The organism is Pedobacter sp. BG31 (assembly GCF_042464845.1).
Lineage (GTDB): Bacteria > Bacteroidota > Bacteroidia > Sphingobacteriales > Sphingobacteriaceae > Pedobacter > Pedobacter suwonensis.
Window position 1 is genome coordinate 630,873 of record NZ_JBHNZK010000001.1, and the last position, 14,508, is coordinate 645,380.

The window sequence follows — 14,508 nt, forward strand, 5'->3', positions numbered from 1 at the left end:
TAAGACATAAATCAGAACAGCAAATCCAGAGTAAGAATTGCTGTTTTGATTTATGTTCATGAGGAAAAAAAACTTAGTTATTGAAACCCAATTTATCGTGACGGGTTTAAGTTTAGAAATGTCTTCCTACTTTTTATCAACGCTATATTTTCCGGGGCCGATAAAAATCAACCCGATAAATACAATAGCTAATTCAATGGCATGGCTGGCACCTTGTAAGCCTTCCCCTTCGCTAAAATGAACCAGCGCGGCTATTATCATTGTAATGATCAACAACATCAGTGCCGGTCGGAAAAATAATCCTACAATCAACAGGAATCCACCAAAAGTTTCAGTTGCGGCAGCCATAAAACCCCAAAATATGGGCATAAAATCTATGCCGATTACTTTCATACTTCCCCCTAAACTGGTCCAGCCACCTGGGCCACCTGCCAGTTTGGGGAAACCATGAATGATAAACATGATACCTAAACCAATCCGAAGCAGCAATAAGCCTGTATTGCGGTATTTTCCTAAATTGTCTAAAATTGCCATCTTATAAATATTTAAATTGAACGTTATTTACCTCTACTTTTAAGTTCACTTCAGCACCTAAAACCATACTGAGGTTATTGTCAATATGCCCTGTTGGGAAATTAAAGCAGACCGGATAACCATATTCTTTAACCAAATCCCAGGCTACGTCATCAGCAGTTTGCCCGAAAGGGATTTTTTCTTCTTCAATTTCAGTAAAGGCACCAAGAATCAATCCCTTTAAGTTTTTTAACTTTCCCGCTCTTTTCAGCATACGCAACATGCGATCTATGCCATATTCCTGTTCACCTACATCTTCCAAAAAGAGAATTTTATCGGTAAAATCCATTTCCGAAACCGAGCCCTGTACCATCGTAAGCAAGCTTAAATTGCCACCGATTAAAACTCCGCTTGCCTCCCCTGCCCTGTTTTTAAATAAGCTTTGATACGAATAGGTCTGTTTCTCGCCAAATAAAGCCTTTTTTAAAGAGCTTAGAGCCTCAGGAGTAGACTCATCAAATGTATAGGGCATTTGGGCATGTATACATTGGCAATTGCATTGTGCAATCAAATGAGATAGCAAAACCGTAATATCGCTGAAACCCACCAACCATTTCGGGTTTTTGTTAAATTCAGTAAAGTCAAGGTCGTCAATAATCCGGATGGTACCATAGCCCCCACGCCCTGAAATAATGGCTTTGATAGATGGATCAGCTAAAAAACGCTGAATATCTTCCGCTCTTAAGGCATCATTCCCTGCAAATTGATGGTGGCTCGCATATACACTTTCGCCAATAACAACCTCCAGGCCCCAGCTTTCCAATTGCGCTATGGCATGATCTATCGGTTTGGGTAATTTCTTTGCCGGACATACCAGTGCAATCTTATCTCCTTTTTTTAAATATGGTGGCTGCTTAATCATCTTCAAAACACTTATCTTTGCCAAATTAATAAAAATTGTTTTGGATAATAGTAAAATAAAAAGATATACCGTAACTGCAGCGCTTCCGTATACAAACGGACCGGTTCATATTGGGCACCTGGCTGGTGTTTACATCCCTGCAGATATTTATGCCCGTTATTTAAGATCGAATAAACGCGATGTAAAATTCATTTGTGGATCTGATGAAAATGGTGTGCCCATTACGCTAAAAGCCAAAAGGGAGGGAATCACGCCTCAGGAAGTGGTAGATAAGTACCATAAAATTATTGGCGATTCTTTTAAAGAGTTTGGGGTATCTTTTGATATCTATCACCGTACTTCATCGCTTACCCATCACCAAACTGCTGCTGATTTCTTCGAAACCCTTTACGAGAAAGGTGTATTTACAGAAGAAATTACCGAACAATATTACGATCCCACTGCAAAACAATTTTTGGCCGATCGGTACATAACAGGTACCTGCCCTAAATGTGGCAATGAAAACGCGTATGGCGATCAGTGCGAAAACTGCGGTTCTACACTCAATGCTACCGACCTGATCAATCCAAAATCGACCTTATCTGGTGATAAACCCATCTTAAAGGAAACTAAAAACTGGTTTTTACCACTTGATAAATATGAAGACCGTTTACGGACGTATATCGAAAGTCATAAAGAATGGCGACCAAATGTGTACGGCCAATGCCAAAGCTGGTTAAATGCAGGTTTACAACCCAGGGCCATGACCAGAGATTTGGATTGGGGGGTGCGTGTTCCGCTCCGAGATGCCGAAGGTAAGGTACTTTATGTGTGGTTTGATGCGCCAATCGGATATATTTCTGCAACCAAAGAGTTATGCAACTATGCTAAGCTTGATGTTTGGAACCCAAAAGCAGAAGAATACTATATTAATAATTACGAAAACGACAAATGTGGTTGGGAAGAATACTGGAAAAGTGACGAAACCAAGTTAGTTCACTTTATCGGCAAAGATAATATCGTTTTCCATTGCATTATTTTTCCCGCAATGTTAATGGCCCATGGCGAATATACTTTGGCTGATAATGTGCCTGCAAACGAGTTCTTAAACCTGGAAGGACAAAAAATATCAACGTCCAAAAACTGGGCTGTTTGGTTAAATGAATATTTAAGAGAGTTTAAAGGGAAACAAGATGTACTGCGTTATGTATTAACGGCAACCGCACCTGAAACTAAAGACAATGACTTTACCTGGAAAGATTTTCAGGCCAGAAATAATAACGAACTGGTAGCGATACTGGGTAATTTTGTAAACCGGGTGGTGGTGCTTACGCATAAATACTTTGACGGTGCTGTGCCAACCTGTATGGAAATTACTGAAATAGATAGGGCCGTTATTGATGAATTGGCGGGTTATCCGGCTAAAATTGCTGCATCTATAGAAAACTACCGTTTTAGAGAAGCTTTATCGGAGGTAATGAACGTTGCGCGTTTGGGTAATAAATACCTGGCCGAAACCGAACCCTGGAAGCTGATTAAAACAGATGAAGACCGCGTAAGGACAATCTTGCATATTGCACTTCAAATAGCCGCCAATATTCAGATACTTATAGAACCTTTTATGCCTTTTACCGCAGAAAAGTTAATGAAGATGCTTAAAAATGGCGGTCATGATTGGAATGATGCAGGTACGGTTAACTTGTTAAAACGTGGTCACGATATTGGAGAAGCAGTACTCTTATTTGAAAAGATAGAAGATGCAGAAATCGACTTCCAGATCGAAAAACTGAATCAAAGCAAAGCCAGTAATGCAGCTAATAACGTTGTTGCTGTTCCGGCAAAGGAAAATATCCAGTTTGACGATTTCTCGGCAATGGATATCCGGGTGGCTACTATTATAGCGGCTGAGAAAGTGGAAAAAACTAAAAAGCTGTTAAAGTTAACGGTAGATACCGGTATTGATGAAAGAACAGTGGTTTCTGGTATTGCCGAGTATTATAAACCTGAAGATATTGTAGGTAAACAGGTAAGTATGATTGTTAACCTGGCGCCTAGAGAAATCAAAGGTATTTTATCGCAGGGTATGATTTTAATGGCCGAAAATGCTGAAGGCAAACTCACTTTCGTGGCACCTGCAGAAAAATTTCAAGCGGGCAGTGTTATCAGATAACATGATTTTCCTAAAACGATAGCTGATTCACTTAGACGGCTATTCTCTATGAAATTTTTAACAGGCATTTTCCTCAGGGAAATGCCTGTTAAAATGAATTCTCTTGCGACAAAACTTTTACTATATTTGCGCAACAATTTGGTCCCGTAGTTCAACGGATAGAATAGAAGTTTCCTAAACTTTAGATATGAGTTCGATTCTCGTCGGGACCACTTCCTTAGATTCAAACCAGAACATTGTTGCGCAAATCGTTGATTTTCAAGACTTTGTTTTGGTTTTTATAACACATTAAGACTCTTTTTCGACCATTCTGAATGGTTAATTTCAGTGAGTCGGAAATTGGCTGATTTTTTTTAAAATACTTTTCGAGAGGGCTGTTACGTTCTCAAATGGAATGCAAAATTTCGGCAGCTTTTATGGGCCATAAGGTTTACATCAGATTTTTAACTGCAAATGCTACTAAAAATACATTGGTTCAGCACCCGTTCAGTTGTATAAAGGATGACCAATTACGTCGTCCGAGGGATGAGAGATGGTTGTTGAGATGGGGCAAGAAAATATGTGTCAAGATGCTTTGGTAATTCCATAGTATTTCTTTCTAAACCAAAAGGCGACATTTACCAGTGCAATGAGCGCAGGTACCTCGACCAGTGGCCCAATTACTCCCACAAATGCCTGACCGGAATTAATGCCAAAAACTCCGATAGCTACTGCTATGGCCAGTTCGAAGTTATTACCTGCTGCAGTAAAGGCAATGGAAGTACTTTGGGCGTAATCAGCCCCCATTTTCTTCCCTGCAAAAAAGCTGGCGATAAACATGATGGCAAAATAGATGACCAGCGGAACGGCAATGCGTACTACGTCTATTGGTATCTGCACAATAAGTTCCCCTTTAAGACTGAACATCACCACAATTGTAAAAAGCAGCGCAATCAGGGTTATTTGCGAAATAAACGGTATATACTTCTGCTGGAACCATTGCTCGCCTTTAAGCCTGATCAAAACATACCGGCTGATCAGCCCGGCGGCAAAGGGAATACCCAGGTAAAGCCCAACACTTTTTGCAATTTCAATAATGGTAATGTTTACCGATAATCCATCAATACCAAACAGCGGTGGGAGTACTGTAATAAAGAGATAGGCATAAAAACTATAGAGTAACACCTGAAAGATACTGTTAAGCGCAATCAGACCGGCTGCATATTCCCTGTTGCCTTCTGCCAGTTCATTCCAAACCACCACCATTGCGATACAGCGTGCGAGGCCGATCAGGATCAGGCCGGTCATGTAATCGGGATAGTCCTGTAAAAACACAACCGCCAGTGTAAACATGAGTACAGGACCAATAATCCAGTTTAAGGCCAACGAAGTACCCAGCACCTTCGTGTTGCGGAAAACTTCCCCCATTTTTTCATACCTGACCTTGGCCAGCGGTGGGTACATCATTAGTATTAGTCCGATAGCCAACGGAATATTGGTTGTTCCGCTGGAAAAGGAATTAATAAAACCTGATGATGACGGAAACAAAAAGCCAATAGATACGCCAATAGCCATCGCCAGAAAAATCCATAAAGTCAGGTAACGGTCTAGAAAGCCCAGTTTTTTACGTTCCGCCGCAGGGGTACATGTATTTGCAGCCATATTTATTTGATTTGTGAAAAGACGTAGAACATTTCTGTTGCGATCTGCAAACTTCTTTCCTGATATTTTTCGGCCTGCTGTGGTGTATGATCAAATGCTTTCGGGTCATCGAAAGTTATTGGAATACGCTTTTCAGCCCCGGAAATGAAGGGACATCCGCCGTCAGCTTGTGAGCAGGTCATTATTGCCGCGAATCCTGCCGAAGGATTGAAGTGATTATCGTAGGTCTTCGAAAAGCCGATTACAGGATGTTCATTATCGCTATATTTTATTGCATATATGGGGTTATTGCTTTCGGCGATAATTTGAATCTGAAACCCCATTTGCCTCAATGTTTCGGCAACTACCGGAAACAAGGCCGTAGCCTCTGTTCCTCCAGAATAACAAAACACATTTTTAATCCCATAATAGGTTGCTGCCGTTTGCGCCCAAACTTGCGAGAGATGGCTTCTACGCGAATTATGGGTACAGATCAGATTAAGCCTGATTTCACTTTTTGTGTGGCGTTTGTGTTGAATAAAATCAATCAAGGGCTGTAATATCGCTTTGCGTTCTGATGTGATATTATCAAACTTCATGGTATTGACCACACTTTCTATTGCATGGAAAAGTTTTGCATTCATCGTTATATCTAAATTAGCAGCACCCTCCACCAGGTGTACATGCTGAACCTGAGGCCAGATTTACCATTTCAATTTTTTGCTTTTTGGCTGGAACGCCACATTTGTCCAAAGCAAGGCAAGCGGTTTTTTTTGCCAATAAAAGAAAGTTTCTTCCATCAAATTCAAGGTCATACTTACCAATGGTTTCTGCCTGATATTCCACTTCAATTTCCAGATCTTCCATCCCCAAAATCTCTTCCGAAAGTGAGATAATGTGAAGCAGTTTGCCGGCCTTTAAGCGATGTTCATAATCATCAGCATCCCATAACTGGAAATTAGCTACTTTTTCATGGCGGACGGTCCCGCCGCAGTCTATAAAGTCTTTTGTAATAATTCCGACCTCGGTTACATGGAAATGTTCAGGCACCGGGTTGCCGTTTTCCAGTTTGAAATTTACGCCTTCAGCTGTAGCTAAGATTTCTTTTATTTCCGATAATTTCATGATTTGTATATTTATAGTATTATTGCAATTTAACGATTGATGTAGTTAAAAAAAGTTAACAGCAGGTCGTTGCACCTTTATAAGAGGCCAAAAATCCACCAAGTTGTTCCCCTAACAACTTCCATGTTTTCGGGTTGATGCAGTAACAAACGCTTACACCTTCTATCGTGCCCTGAATGATGCCGGCTAGTTTCAATTCTTTAAGGTGTTGGGATATTGTTGCTTGCGCCAGTCCAAGTTCGCCCACCAAATCCCCGCAAATACAAGTGTTTGATATGATAATCCGTTGCAGGATGGCAATCCGGGCCGGGTGGGCAATTGCTTTCAATAAAGCAGAAAGCTGGTTCTGCTCATCTGTAAATATTTCTGATTTTGTAAGCCCCATAATTTTATATCGCAATATTACGATGTATAGCTGAAAATGCAAAATAATCATGCATCTTTATTTATTTAGTTACTTAAAATCGTTAGCGAAAAAGTCATTTAACCTTAATGAACATTCATTCTCCCATCAGCATTGGTGGCCAGGATTTGGCCCCAAGGTTTCATTTTATCTTAACCGTACGTACTGATTTATAAATCCGCATGTCAGCTATTTACTGCTTTCTTTAATGAAATATATTAGGAAATTAGCTATCCAAAAAAAATTATATGCCCGATTATGTGCTTTCAGATGCTGTCCCTATCAATAGCAATGACCGGCAAAACCCTTTAATACATTTCCTATGCAACCTTTTCCATTAACTCCGCGTCTTTAAAATTATATCAATACTTTATAGTTTTACATTAATTATATCTAAACAGAAACTGATGAAAATCCCTGCCTATTTATTAATCATCTTATGCGGTTTACTTTATAACCCCGTTTATAGCCAAAGCAATTCACCTAGCCGTACTACGGTGAAATTGAATAAAGAAATTTTCACCATACTGAAAAATAAATCTATGTTTAGCGACAAATTAGATTGGCGAAGCATACAGGAGGAAAGCGAAATGTTATCGTTAACCGCCAACGATTCTACCAATAAGCAGGCGCTTTACAATTTTTATACAGCGAAGCTAAGGGCAGCCGGTGATAAACACTCATTTTTTATTTCCGGAAAACGGATGAAGCAGATTGCCGAGTCGCCAGTGGCGGAACGGCCACAAGGCGACTATCTGGGAGATGGTATTGCCTGGGTTAAGGTACCAAGATGTTTGAGCTTTAATGGAGTGAAAGACGCTCATTTTGCAGACACCATTCGTCGGATCATTCAAAAATTAGATACCGAAAACACCATTGCAGGCTGGATTGTAGATCTGCGTCATAATACAGGCGGTAACATGTGGCCTATGCTGGCGGGGCTGAATGCGCTGGTTGCTGATGGTACCGCAGGTTACTTTGTATATGGCAGCATGGAAAAAAAACAGCCCTGGCCAAATGAAAACGGTAAAATTTCGGGTAAGTCAGCCAACATCAGCACTTATAAGGTTAAAAACAACTCACTAAAAATCGCTGTGTTGCTTGATGCCAGAACCGGAAGCAGCGGCGAGATGGCAGTAGTTTCGCTACTCGGACTGCCCAATGTTAAATCTTTTGGGCAAACATCGGCGGGATATACTACAGCTAATTATACCTTCAATCTTTCCAATGGTGACCAGCTGCAATTGGCCAGAACTTACGTAGCTGACCGAACCGGAAAAGGCTATCCAGAAAACATTAAACCCGATGTTTTTATTGACGACCTTTCTAACACCAGGAATGATCGTGTGATTGACGCCGCTAAAGCATGGTTATTAGAAAAGTAGAGCCAACGATACAGCCATTTTTAAGAACTGGTAAGCTTTTGGCCGCAACCTATCAAGAATCATCGTCGTTCGTTTTAAGAAAATGCCTACACCGTACCGCGCCCTTAATGCATGGGGATTATGCTTTTTTTACTGTTTCGAGGTGAATAACCTCACTTGGCGCTAGTCCGAATTTCTTTTTAAAGGCATGTGAAAAATGGGAAAGACTTTCGAAGCCCAAATCCAGATAGATGGCCGAAGGCTTTTGATGTTTATGTTCAATTAAAAATTTTGCAGCATCCAACCGTTTTGAGAGCAACCATTGGCGAGGCGGAAGGCAAAAAGCTTTTTGAAAATCACGTTTAAAACCAGCCAGGCTGCGGCCTGTGAGCTGGGCAAATTTTTCTACGGGAACATTAAACTGGAAGTTATTAAGCATGAACTTTTCCAGATTTATTTTATAGGGTTCTGAATAATCAAATAAAAAACTTCGTAATATCGGCATCGCCAGAAGCAATAATTTAACGCCCTCTTTTACTTTCAAGATTCCCATTTCATCAGTCATGGAGGCTCCTGAACTTCTGGCATATGGAACGATGGAATGAAAATAGCCCTGCAAAAATTCATTGGAGGGAATCAGGAGGTTTGGCAGACCTATATATTTTCCACCAGATTCAAGTCTTTCCTCCAATGCAATTTTGCGCATTAAATCTTCCTGTAGTGAGATCACAATCGTTTCATAGCTGCCTCCGGCGCCAGGTGTTTTGGTTAGCATACCCAATTGATTTTTACCAATCAACAGCATTTCTCCTGCACCCATCGAAATCGTTTGAGCAGAAGTTTCTAATGTAAATTGACCTGAAACCTGCAGTATCAGGGTATGATGATTCCAAAAGCAAGCTTTCTGTTTCCTTTCGGTTGAGAGGTAAGAGTAAAAGATTACACCAGGAAGGATTTCTGCCGGACTTTCCATTTATCGTTCTAAATAGGTACCACCTTTAATGGCCCCTATTGCAAAAGTAGTGTTTAATGCATTCATTTCTTCCGGGGTAAAGCTGATTTCCATCGCTTCGATATTTTCGGGCAAACGCGATCTCCTGCTCATGCTTACCAACGGCATGATTTGATCCCCTTGCTCTTTTACCCAGGCAATAGCAAGCTGTGTTGGTGTAATCCCTTTTGCAATGGCTAAATGCTTCAGCACCTCCACTTTTTCAAGATTGTGCACCAGGTTTTCATTTTGGAAACGGGAGAAATGGTTCCGGTAATCGTTATCCGGAAGTGGTGCAGTCATTTCACCGGTGAGCAAACCCTCTGCTGTATTCGCGAAAGCTACAACAGCAATGCCCAACTCCCTGGCTGCGGGTAACAATTCATTCTCTATCTGTCGTTCAGCTAGAGAATAGCCAATTTCCAGTGCACTTATGGGGTAAACATTATTGGCTTTACGGAGTTGCGCTGCGGTAATTTCAGATACACCAATGTGTTTAACTTTGCCTTCCTTAATCAGGTCGGCTACTGTACCGATAATATCTTCTACAGGTACACTGTTATCCATCCGGCTGGGCTGATAGAGATCAATGGTTTCAATGCCAAGCCGGGTTAGGGAGTAATTAATGAAATTCTTGATTGAATTCGGCCTAAGGTCGAGCCCTAGCCATTGGCCGTTGTGAAAGATGGCCCCAAACTTCACGCTAATGAAAGCGTCATCGCGTCTTCCCCTTATTGCTTTTCCAATCAGCATTTCGTTATGTCCGGCGCCGTAAAAATCGCCGGTATTCAGGAAATTGATACCGAGATCCAAAGCTTGCTTTATCGTAGCCATACTTTCCGCTTCATCAGGTTGCGGTCCTCCCCAAACCGATGACATGCGCATGCAGCCCAGCCCAAGAGCGGATACCAATGGGCCATTCTGGCCTAACTGGATTTTATTGATGTTTTTCATAATACAAATATCCGTGTCAAACCCTCAATCAAATTGCTTGTACGGCTCAATTAATTTGCTTCTGTAGCTCATCTGTGCTTTATAGCGATGAGAGATTTACATCACCAGTAGTTATACAATCGCGTTATTCATGATATGTGAATGCCAAATGATTAATATCATATAACTTAAATGAGTGGCGGAGATGGATGATCAGGTGTGATACATCAGCGTTAAGGAAGATAAGGATAAAATTTAAGAGGCGTTTGTCTAGAAATTACAGGCGTTGGTCTAGAAGTTACGGTTAATGGTATAATGACGGGTTTTTGCCTGCAACGTTTGGTGGTAAGCTGCGTCTTAATAACAAAACAATAACAAGCACTTAAAATATTAAAGATATGAAAACCTTAACAAAAACCTTATTCGCAGTAGCATTAACAGCAGTATTATTCACTTCATCAGCAATGGTAACTTTTGCCGCTGAGCCTGTTAAAGCAGAAACAAAAACGTCCACACTATCAACATTCAACAGGATCTGGGTAAGTGGTAATGTAAAACTTATCCTAACCCAAGGCGAAAAGCAACATGTAGAAGGCGCAAGCAATTACGATGCTGCAAAAACTTCGGTAACCACTGATGGAACAACCTTATTTGTCAATTCAATGGAAACCGGTCAGGTAACGCTTAATATCACCGTAAAAGATTTAGAAAGAATTGAAGCTTATGGCCAATCGGTTGTAATAACCAGTAATAACTTTGATGTAAAAAACCTTCAGTTGTTTTTGAGCCAAAGTGCTACTGCAAAGATTAAAACTACCGCTGGCAGTTTATACACCATTGTTAAGGAAGATGCAGTATTAAAATTAAATGGTACTGCTGATCAAAGTACGATGATTGCAAGCAATATGAAAAATGTAAAATTAGCAGACTTTGCCAGTCTTAAATCAGAATCATATGCTTCTGAAGCGATTATGAAAGCAGAGCAAAACGCTATGGTTTTAGCAAAATAGAAAAAATCAATCAGATTAGTAAAGCTGCCCTTTGGGGTGGCTTTTTTTGTTTTAAGCGCGATTTAAAGAATGTTATTTTAATGTGAAAACATGCTGATGAGATGTTTGACTTCTCATTTTCAAAAGATTGGTTTAAGTTTCGGTAGGTGTAGGCATATTATAATTTGTATCATTGGGCGACAACTGATGGGACAAACTTGTTCATCAATTTAATAAAAACCAGTTAGATAGGCCGGATATTACCGAATACAACAGCAGGCAGTTTATATACTATTGTTAAGGGTGATTCGGTATTAAATAAATAGTACTGTTAATTAAAGTGCCTCAAGCAATGGGAATAGTGTTAAATTAGCTGGCTTAAAAGTTTTAGCGGTTTCCATTTTTTGCTAAGGTGCGAATTCCCTTGCTTGCGGGCAATCAAATAAGGATTTTTTATACCTGCGTTTCACTACTGCTGATTAACGCCAGCGCATTTAAAGTGTCCTTATTGCCATTAAAAAGATCCTGATCTACCTGGCCTGACACGCCAGTTACCGCTCCGCTTCCAGAGTATTGCCAGAATGTGTACTGCTGCCATGAAGCAAATAGTCCCGGCGGGTTAGATTGGTAAGAAGGTACCCATAAAGGGTAATCAGGGAAAGCGACTCCGCCAAAATAATCCGTCCAGAACGATTTTGCAGTATAGATGATCGGTGTACGGCCCGTTGCAGACGAAAGTTGCGTAAGGCAATCATGAATCAGCTGAGCGCAGGCAGTTTTATTATTTAGAATGTACTGGTTCATCGCCTGGGTCTGCCCGTCATTCGAGCCCACCTGCCATTCAATATCCAACACTGGTGGCAGGGTACCCGGGGCGGTGAAATCAATCCCGCACGATAAAAAGTTCTGCATTTGAACGGCGGCAGAATCCTGAAAAGTTAAAAAATGATAAGCGCCGAATATCAGCCCCTGCTGTCTGATGGTTGCCATGTTAGAAGATAATGTAGGGTCTTTAAAACCTGCCCCCTGGCTGGCTTTGCAATAAATAAACTGGATATGTGGCGATAACTGGCCCCAGTTAATGTTGCCGGTAAAATGGCTGATATCCATGCCCTGCGGCACCAGATTGTCCAGCACGGCCCAGGTGTCGGTCCCGGCAATCCCGTCGGCACTTAACTGATGGTCCTGTTGAAATTGTATTACTGCAGCCTGGGTGCCAGGACCAAAATTACCGTCAATGGCCAATGAATAATTAAGAAAAGAGAGTGCCCTTTGCAGCATAAAAACCTCGCTGCCTGCCGAGCCGATTGAAAGTGTTTGCATAAAAATAAGATTTAGATGAATGAATGTGTTAAGTTTTTAACGGGTATTACAGCAGCTATCCGTAGAATGCATTACCTCCACTGCCTGCATGGGCGGAAGGGCTTTGTACAGCCGTGGGGGTATAATCAGGAACGCCGGTTTTTGGGGTGTCCTCAACATCGTTTTCTCTTGATCGGATAGCCACAAATGTTGCACTGCTAATGCCCATTAACAACAGTAAAGTATCGCTTAACTCTGGTAAAGCACAGCCTGTTTTAACTTCTCCTATTTTATAAAGATAAATGCTTATGCCCACCAGGGTCCATACTACGTGCTGAAACCGGTGAATGCTGACGCCTAGATCGTCTGATAATATATCCGTAAAGAAGCCTCGCGAGGGTCTATTCTGATGCCTTGGCCGCTGATCTTTGATTTCGCGTTTATCGATGATTTTAGATGTGACTGCAGTACCTGAAAAAATCCCAAATAGCACCAGTGCTGTTTGGTTAACTTCAGTTTCGGCACAATCTCCTTTAAATAAGGATAAATAAATATAGGATGATGAGATCACCATTGTCCATACCCCCAGTTGTACTTTAGGCAGGCTGAAAGGAGCTGGCTGGTTTACCGGTTTGCCCAACTTAATTCCCTGCGCTCGCTGGTTAACGTTAAATTCCCGGTGATTACTGATTTCTTCGCGCAGCAACGAGGTCCACGCCGCTAAACAGACAAATATGATTAAAGTAACCACCACAAAGCCTCCCGAAATCAGCATCGGGTAAACCATAAGATCTAGCAGCAAACAAGTTGAATTCATCAGGATTGATTTATAAATTTAGGAAAAGGGAATAGGTTAATCCGCTTAGTTCGCATCTTCATTCCGGTTAACCGTGGTTATCAAAAAAGAGTTTAAGGAACCAGGATTAAAAGGATCCCAAGCCCATTCTGCTCACAATAACCTGCTTGTCCGGCATTGTCAACCGAATATTGCTTCATTTGTGCTTTTGCCGCCACACTGAAACCTATGCCCACTACATATTTGGATAATTTCACCTCGCTTCCCTGAACCGCGTAATATCCTATTTTAGTAACGTCTTTTAAGATACGGTTCAGAAAAGGCTTGGTCTTGGTAGCGCTTTCTACTTTCATTTCAATCGCATAATACTCCTGATTGTGCCCAATACCTATGTCAAGACGTGATTTTTCCCATGGTGAAGGGTAAGGTAGTTCACGGGCACCACTATATCCCTGGTTCGCATCTCTGAGCGCCAGAATCAATTCAGTCTGAAGCCAAATTTCCCAACCCGCGCCTGTGCTGATCGCATTAACCGTTTGCGGTGCTTTTAATTTAAAAAAATTAAATAATTCATCTGCTGTCATAAGTTTTCATTTTATTGTTAATCATTCGGTAATTTCCATCGGATTTGACGCTGATGAACCAAGCAACGACGACCCGGATGTAAGGTCTATGGGATTTGATACAGACGAACCAGGCAAAGGCGACCCAAAAAGACCAGACGAATTAGATGACCCAGGCAAACCAAACTGTGCTACTGAAGAGAAAGGTGCTATAACAGGATTTGCCAAGTCTGGCTGAACCGAAGTGTAAAAAAGCTTGGCCCAAATTTCCACCTCGCCATTTGTTGTTATGTAAATACTTTCTAAGTCAGTGTGATTTTTCAGATAGTTTTGAGCTTCAAGCGCAAAATTTAAAGCCACAACGGTTGTTTGACAATAGCGATTCTGATCATTTATATTATCTTGATCAAGTTTTTTCTTATCTTCATTTACACCTGTGACTAAAGAATAGATTGCTGGGTAGAGTGGTTGGTTCGAGCTATTTAATGGATCAACCTGTTGGGGATCTCCTATAGAATTAACAAGTGGTCCCGCGGAGAGACATTTTAACTCTACCGCAATTCGGTATCTAGGATCTGCAGTGTTACCATTAATCAACCAATCAACTGCGGGCTGTTTTGAACTTTTTTTTCCCTTCGAATTTAATCTCATTTTGAAAATTTCCGCTTCCCGCAAGATTTCCACATCTGGATAGTTTGAGTGCATATATGCTGCGAAATCAATTTGAACCCAAGCCTCCCAACTACCTCTCAGGGGCCAACACTGTTTGATGTAATTGCTTCTTTCTTCACACCAGTCCTTCAAATATTTTAAAAAAGTTTGATAGTTTATTTCCATA

Annotated in this window: 15 protein-coding genes and 1 tRNA gene; 4 read left to right on the forward strand and 12 right to left on the reverse strand. The window is 41.1% G+C overall.

Translation table 11 applies throughout. From position 1 onward, the window contains the following. Positions 1 to 126: 126 nt before the first annotated feature. Positions 127 to 534 (reverse strand): DoxX family protein, encoded by a 408-nt coding sequence (locus ACFE6N_RS02825; protein WP_293745050.1) that lies wholly within the window; start codon positions 532 to 534, stop codon positions 127 to 129. Between the two features lies 1 nt (position 535). After that, positions 536 to 1,435, reverse strand: coding sequence for an LD-carboxypeptidase (locus ACFE6N_RS02830; protein WP_378933640.1), 900 nt, complete (start codon positions 1,433 to 1,435; stop codon positions 536 to 538). 40 nt (positions 1,436 to 1,475) lie between these two features. Here ACFE6N_RS02830 and metG point away from each other — a divergent pair, with 40 nt between their 5' ends. Beyond that, positions 1,476 to 3,584 carry a methionine--tRNA ligase gene (metG, locus tag ACFE6N_RS02835; protein WP_378933643.1) on the forward strand — a complete coding sequence of 703 codons (2,109 nt, stop codon included), beginning with the start codon at positions 1,476 to 1,478 and terminating at the stop codon, positions 3,582 to 3,584. Positions 3,585 to 3,724: 140 nt separating this feature from the next. After that, a tRNA-Arg gene (locus tag ACFE6N_RS02840) sits at positions 3,725 to 3,796 on the forward strand. Positions 3,797 to 4,148: 352 nt separating this feature from the next. Here ACFE6N_RS02840 and arsB read toward each other — a convergent pair. From arsB to ACFE6N_RS02860, 4 genes are read right to left on the reverse strand one after another with little or no spacing between them, the layout of a single operon-like run. Then, entirely contained in the window at positions 4,149 to 5,225 is a 1,077-nt protein-coding gene (gene arsB / locus ACFE6N_RS02845; RefSeq protein WP_378933646.1) for an ACR3 family arsenite efflux transporter, read from the reverse strand. Positions 5,226 to 5,227: 2 nt separating this feature from the next. Continuing rightward, positions 5,228 to 5,848 carry a low molecular weight phosphatase family protein gene (locus ACFE6N_RS02850; RefSeq protein WP_378933649.1) on the reverse strand — a complete coding sequence of 207 codons (621 nt, stop codon included), beginning with the start codon at positions 5,846 to 5,848 and terminating at the stop codon, positions 5,228 to 5,230. A 13-nt stretch (positions 5,849 to 5,861) separates the two neighbouring features. After that, a complete protein-coding gene (locus ACFE6N_RS02855; RefSeq protein ID WP_378933651.1) occupies positions 5,862 to 6,329 on the reverse strand; it encodes a DUF6428 family protein in 468 nt (155 codons plus the stop codon). 55 nt (positions 6,330 to 6,384) lie between these two features. Further along, positions 6,385 to 6,714 carry an ArsR/SmtB family transcription factor gene (locus tag ACFE6N_RS02860; protein ID WP_378933654.1) on the reverse strand — a complete coding sequence of 110 codons (330 nt, stop codon included), beginning with the start codon at positions 6,712 to 6,714 and terminating at the stop codon, positions 6,385 to 6,387. A 425-nt stretch (positions 6,715 to 7,139) separates the two neighbouring features. On the opposite strand from ACFE6N_RS02860, the gene ACFE6N_RS02865 reads away from it, so the two are divergent. After that, complete coding sequence (locus ACFE6N_RS02865; RefSeq protein ID WP_378933656.1) at positions 7,140 to 8,117, forward strand: S41 family peptidase; 978 nt, start codon at positions 7,140 to 7,142, stop codon at positions 8,115 to 8,117. 118 nt (positions 8,118 to 8,235) lie between these two features. Here the strand turns inward: ACFE6N_RS02865 and ACFE6N_RS02870 are convergent, their stop codons facing one another. After that, positions 8,236 to 9,069: a helix-turn-helix domain-containing protein gene (locus ACFE6N_RS02870; RefSeq protein WP_378933659.1), complete on the reverse strand. Its 834-nt coding sequence runs from the start codon at positions 9,067 to 9,069 to the stop codon at positions 8,236 to 8,238. After that, positions 9,070 to 10,041 carry an aldo/keto reductase gene (locus tag ACFE6N_RS02875; protein WP_378933661.1) on the reverse strand — a complete coding sequence of 324 codons (972 nt, stop codon included), beginning with the start codon at positions 10,039 to 10,041 and terminating at the stop codon, positions 9,070 to 9,072. 377 nt (positions 10,042 to 10,418) lie between these two features. Between ACFE6N_RS02875 and ACFE6N_RS02880 the strand changes: the two genes are divergently transcribed. Beyond that, on the forward strand, positions 10,419 to 11,030 hold the full coding sequence (locus tag ACFE6N_RS02880; protein WP_378933664.1) for a GIN domain-containing protein: 612 nt from the start codon (positions 10,419 to 10,421) through the stop codon (positions 11,028 to 11,030). 432 nt (positions 11,031 to 11,462) lie between these two features. On the opposite strand, the gene ACFE6N_RS02885 is transcribed toward ACFE6N_RS02880, so the two are convergent. The 4 genes from ACFE6N_RS02885 to ACFE6N_RS02900 form a co-directional block, all read right to left on the reverse strand. Further along, the gene (locus tag ACFE6N_RS02885) at positions 11,463 to 12,332 is read right to left on the reverse strand and encodes a GH25 family lysozyme (RefSeq protein ID WP_378933667.1); all 870 of its coding nucleotides are present in this window, start codon (positions 12,330 to 12,332) and stop codon (positions 11,463 to 11,465) included. A 55-nt stretch (positions 12,333 to 12,387) separates the two neighbouring features. Next, entirely contained in the window at positions 12,388 to 13,128 is a 741-nt protein-coding gene (locus ACFE6N_RS02890) for a hypothetical protein (protein ID WP_378933670.1), read from the reverse strand. A gap of 92 nt (positions 13,129 to 13,220) precedes the next feature. Next, positions 13,221 to 13,691 carry a hypothetical protein gene (locus tag ACFE6N_RS02895; protein ID WP_378933673.1) on the reverse strand — a complete coding sequence of 157 codons (471 nt, stop codon included), beginning with the start codon at positions 13,689 to 13,691 and terminating at the stop codon, positions 13,221 to 13,223. Positions 13,692 to 13,712: 21 nt separating this feature from the next. Continuing rightward, positions 13,713 to 14,507 carry a hypothetical protein gene (locus tag ACFE6N_RS02900; RefSeq protein ID WP_378933676.1) on the reverse strand — a complete coding sequence of 265 codons (795 nt, stop codon included), beginning with the start codon at positions 14,505 to 14,507 and terminating at the stop codon, positions 13,713 to 13,715. Between the last annotated feature and the right edge of the window lies 1 nt (position 14,508).

Excerpts from the sequence above, each read along its gene's own strand:
- ACFE6N_RS02825 (WP_293745050.1), bottom strand. The coding sequence starts at position 534 with ATGGCAATTTTAGACAATTTAGGAAAATACCGCAATACAGGCTTATTG.
- ACFE6N_RS02830 (WP_378933640.1), bottom strand. The coding sequence starts at position 1,435 with ATGATTAAGCAGCCACCATATTTAAAAAAAGGAGATAAGATTGCACTG.
- arsB (WP_378933646.1), bottom strand. The coding sequence starts at position 5,225 with ATGGCTGCAAATACATGTACCCCTGCGGCGGAACGTAAAAAACTGGGC.
- ACFE6N_RS02850 (WP_378933649.1), bottom strand. The coding sequence starts at position 5,848 with ATGAATGCAAAACTTTTCCATGCAATAGAAAGTGTGGTCAATACCATG.
- ACFE6N_RS02855 (WP_378933651.1), bottom strand. The coding sequence starts at position 6,329 with ATGAAATTATCGGAAATAAAAGAAATCTTAGCTACAGCTGAAGGCGTA.
- ACFE6N_RS02860 (WP_378933654.1), bottom strand. The coding sequence starts at position 6,714 with ATGGGGCTTACAAAATCAGAAATATTTACAGATGAGCAGAACCAGCTT.
- ACFE6N_RS02865 (WP_378933656.1), top strand. The coding sequence starts at position 7,140 with ATGAAAATCCCTGCCTATTTATTAATCATCTTATGCGGTTTACTTTAT.
- ACFE6N_RS02870 (WP_378933659.1), bottom strand. The coding sequence starts at position 9,069 with ATGGAAAGTCCGGCAGAAATCCTTCCTGGTGTAATCTTTTACTCTTAC.
- ACFE6N_RS02875 (WP_378933661.1), bottom strand. The coding sequence starts at position 10,041 with ATGAAAAACATCAATAAAATCCAGTTAGGCCAGAATGGCCCATTGGTA.
- ACFE6N_RS02880 (WP_378933664.1), top strand. The coding sequence starts at position 10,419 with ATGAAAACCTTAACAAAAACCTTATTCGCAGTAGCATTAACAGCAGTA.
- ACFE6N_RS02885 (WP_378933667.1), bottom strand. The coding sequence starts at position 12,332 with ATGCAAACACTTTCAATCGGCTCGGCAGGCAGCGAGGTTTTTATGCTG.
- ACFE6N_RS02890 (WP_378933670.1), bottom strand. The coding sequence starts at position 13,128 with ATGAATTCAACTTGTTTGCTGCTAGATCTTATGGTTTACCCGATGCTG.
- ACFE6N_RS02895 (WP_378933673.1), bottom strand. The coding sequence starts at position 13,691 with ATGACAGCAGATGAATTATTTAATTTTTTTAAATTAAAAGCACCGCAA.
- ACFE6N_RS02900 (WP_378933676.1), bottom strand. The coding sequence starts at position 14,507 with ATGGAAATAAACTATCAAACTTTTTTAAAATATTTGAAGGACTGGTGT.